Source organism: Streptomyces sp. NPDC058459 (genome assembly GCF_042721685.1).
Classification (GTDB): Bacteria; Actinomycetota; Actinomycetes; order Streptomycetales; family Streptomycetaceae; genus Streptomyces.
Map to the genome: position 1 here is coordinate 1 of NZ_JBHXLV010000355.1, position 3,309 is coordinate 3,309.

At 70.9% G+C, this 3,309-nt stretch carries 5 protein-coding genes; 3 read left to right on the forward strand and 2 right to left on the reverse strand.

The genetic code is table 11. From position 1 onward, the window contains the following. A partial coding sequence (gene wrbA / locus ACFWN1_RS32435) for an NAD(P)H:quinone oxidoreductase (protein WP_384370067.1) occupies positions 1 to 602 on the reverse strand: 602 nt, incomplete at its 3' end. 207 nt (positions 603 to 809) lie between these two features. Here wrbA and ACFWN1_RS32440 point away from each other — a divergent pair. Next, on the forward strand, positions 810 to 1,568 hold the full coding sequence (locus ACFWN1_RS32440) for a pirin family protein (RefSeq protein WP_384370070.1): 759 nt from the start codon (positions 810 to 812) through the stop codon (positions 1,566 to 1,568). A 33-nt stretch (positions 1,569 to 1,601) separates the two neighbouring features. Next, a complete protein-coding gene (locus ACFWN1_RS32445) occupies positions 1,602 to 1,838 on the forward strand; it encodes a hypothetical protein (RefSeq protein WP_384370073.1) in 237 nt (78 codons plus the stop codon). Between the two features lie 14 nt (positions 1,839 to 1,852). Here the strand turns inward: ACFWN1_RS32445 and ACFWN1_RS32450 are convergent, their stop codons facing one another. Then, positions 1,853 to 2,704: a LysR family transcriptional regulator gene (locus ACFWN1_RS32450; RefSeq protein ID WP_384370076.1), complete on the reverse strand. Its 852-nt coding sequence runs from the start codon at positions 2,702 to 2,704 to the stop codon at positions 1,853 to 1,855. A 185-nt stretch (positions 2,705 to 2,889) separates the two neighbouring features. On the opposite strand from ACFWN1_RS32450, the gene ACFWN1_RS32455 reads away from it, so the two are divergent. Continuing rightward, positions 2,890 to 3,249, forward strand: a complete 360-nt coding sequence (locus tag ACFWN1_RS32455) for a DoxX family protein (RefSeq protein WP_384370079.1) — start codon at positions 2,890 to 2,892, stop codon at positions 3,247 to 3,249. Positions 3,250 to 3,309: the final 60 nt, after the last annotated feature.

Consider the following 3,309-nt stretch of genomic DNA (forward strand, 5'->3'; position numbering starts at 1 on the left):
GCCTTGAAGGCGGCGGCGAGCTTGACGACGCGCTCGGCCTGTACGCGGGCGGCGTCACGGGTGGTGTCGTTGACCGGGTTGTTGCCCTGGGCGTCGACGTGGGAGGTGCCGTAGGGGTTGCCGTCGGCGAACTTCGCGGCGTCGGTGTAGCCGGGGGTGACGAGGATGCCGCCGAAGTGGTGGACGGAGTTGTAGAGGGCGAGCAGGGTCGACTCCTGGCCGCCGTGGTTGGTGGCACTGGAGGTGAAGCCGCTGTAGACCTTGTCGGCCAGCTGGCCCTGGGCCCACAGGCCACCGAGGGTGTCGATGAACTGCTTGAGCTGGGCGGCGATGTTGCCGAAGCGGGTGGGGGAGCCGAAGATCACGGCGTCGGCCCAGGCCACGTCGTCCGGGGTGGCGACGGCGACATCGGCGGTGGCGGCGGCGTTGGCGGCCCAGGCGGGGTTGGAGTCGATGGCGCTCTGCGGAGCCAGCTCGCCGGCCTTGAGCAGGCGGACCTCCGCGCCGGCCTTCTGGGCGGCCTCGGCGATCGCCGTGGCAAGGGCGGCGATGGTGCCGGTGGACGAGTAGTAGATGACGGCCAGCTTGACGGGGGTGCTCACTGTCGGGGATTCCATTCGTTCGGCGCTGCGGGGGGCAGCACGGGAAGGTGAGGACGTGGAGGGGTTCGCCTCGACGGGTGACTCACCGTGCGTTTCGTTGAACAGTAAACCATCAGGGGCGAAGCGGCTAGCCAGGACGAGCGGCTTAGTATAATTTTCAACTAAAGCGGGTCGCTGACGCCGCTACCGACCCCTGGAGTACCAGCCATGACCTCACTCGATGTCCGCCGTGCCGGTGAACGCTTCCACACCCGGGCCGGCTGGCTCGACTCGCGGCACTGCTTCTCGTTCTCCCGCCACTGGAACCCGAAGAACACCCACTTCGGTCTGCTGCTCGTCTCCAACGACGATGTCGTCGCGCCGGGGACCGGCTTCGACACCCACCCTCACCGCGACATGGAGATCATCACCTGGGTGCTGGACGGCGGCCTGGTCCACCAGGACTCCGAAGGCCACAACGGGGTGATCTACCCCGGCCTGGCCCAGCGGATGAGCGCCGGCACCGGCATCCTGCACAGCGAGAAGAACGACTCCTGGAACCTGACCGGTGAGCCCGTGCACAACAAGCCCGTGCACTTCATCCAGATGTGGACCCTGCCCGACGAAGCCGGCATCAAGCCCGGCTACGAGCAGGTCGACATCAACGACGAACTGGCACGCGGCGGCTGGACGACCCTGGCCTCCGGCATGCCCCGCCATGCCCAGGAGCGCGCCATCGGCATCCGCCAGCGGGACGCCGCGCTCCACGTCGCCCGCATGCAGCCCGGCGACATCCTCTCGATCGTCACGGCCCCCTTCACCCACCTCTACGTCGCCCGTGGCGCCGCGGAGCTGGAGGGTGCCGGCCGGCTGAGCAGCGGCGACGCCGTCCGGATCACCGGCGCCGAAGGCCAGCGCGTCACCGCCGGCCCCGAGGGCGCCGAGATCCTCATGTGGGAGATGCACGCCGCAGCCGCCGTCGGCTGACCCCTCGCCGACCTGGGGAACGGCGGCATCTGCGTGGACGCCGTCGAGGAGGCACTGGTGCACATCGCGCGCGAGAGGGAGAAGGCTGAGGACGCCCGCGTGGTCTCCTCCCGCCGGTCCGCCGACTGGCTCGACGTGCGGAGCCCCGGCATCCTCGCCGCGCTCCGCTCGACCGACGCGGGCGAGCGCCCCGCCGGCGGCTGGAGCACCTTCCTCAGGGACAAGGCCCGCGCCACCCCCGCCCCCTCGGCCTCCCCGAGCGCCGCCTGACCGGTCCACCGTCGTCAGTGCCGGTACGCGGCTGTCGCGACATCGACGAAGGACCGGATCAACGGGTTGGCGTCACCCTCGTTCCACGCCACCACCACCCGGCTCGGCGGGATGTCGACCAGGGGCACCAGGGCCAGCTCCACGGGCAGGTCGTGTCCGAGCGGGGCCAGGCCGACCGTGCCGTTCCACAGCACGGCCTGCAGGCATTCCTGGACGGCCCGCACCACCGGACCCTCGCGTGGCCTGCCACCGTTCCAGTACGACTGCCAGGCGGGATCGGTGTCCTGCGGGAACCGGAACCAGCGGCGGTCGCTCAGGTCGGCCAGCCGCAGCCCGTCACGGCGGGCCAGCGGATCGTCGGCGCGCAGGACCACGCCGACCGGATCGTCCCGCAGCGCGCGCACCGTCAGTGCGGTCTCGTCGAAGGGCGCGCGGGTCAGCGCGACATCGACCAGCCCGGTGCGCAGCCCGCAGGTCGGGTCGGTCAGGTCGGTGTCGCGGACGCGGATGTCGATGCCGGGGTGACGTCGGCGATACGCGGCGGCCAGCCTCGCCACTCCCGGATCAGTGCCGTCGCCCAGGATGCCGACGGTGATGGTCGCCGTGCCGGCCGCCGCGCCCACCCGTACCCGGACGCGGTCGGCATGGTCGAGCAGGGCCCGCGCCTCGTCGAGGAGCACCGCACCCACCGGAGTGAGGGTGACGCCGGCGGGCGAGCGGGCGAGGAGAGGGGCCCCGACCTCGGCCTCCAGCCGCTTGATCGCGCGGCTCAGCGGCGGCTGACTCATATGCAGCCGGACGGCGGCCCGCCCGAAGTGCAGTTCCTCAGCGACCGCCACGAAGTAACGCAAGGTCCGTAGCTCCACACTGCGACGATACCCAAGAGGTATCGGTGCGGCGGGACAGGTCTTGGACAGCGTCCGGCAGGGGCGGTGAACTCGTGGACATGACCGAGAACGCGAAGACCGGCGAGCCGCGGATCTTCGCCGACCTCGACGCGACCGACGCGACTGACGGGCCTCCTGAAACAGGTGGCCCATGAATGGGAACCATGACCATCGCATACTGGACCCTCGCCGGACTGCTGGCCCTCTTCTACGTCTACGCGGGCACGCTCAAGGCGGTCCGCAGTCCTGATCAACTCCGACCGATGATGGCCTGGGTCGACCGGACCCCCCTGCCCGCGCTGAGGGCGCTGGGGGTGGTCGAGATACTCGGCGCCGTCGGCCTGATCCTGCCGCCGCTGACCGGCATCGCTCCTGCCCTGGCGGTGGTCGCGGCCATCGGGTTCGTCATCCTGCAGACCGGGGCGGTCGCCGTCCACCTGACCGGTGGGGACCGCCGGATCGGACTCAACATCGGGCTGATCGTCGTCGCGGCCCTGGTCATCTGGCCGGCCACCCGGCTGTGACCGCACAGGGTTCTCGGCCGGTGGAGCGACCGTGCCCCCGCCGGACCCGGTGGATGAACC

Excerpts from the sequence above, each read along its gene's own strand:
- ACFWN1_RS32440 (WP_384370070.1), top strand. The coding sequence starts at position 810 with ATGACCTCACTCGATGTCCGCCGTGCCGGTGAACGCTTCCACACCCGG.
- ACFWN1_RS32455 (WP_384370079.1), top strand. The coding sequence starts at position 2,890 with ATGACCATCGCATACTGGACCCTCGCCGGACTGCTGGCCCTCTTCTAC.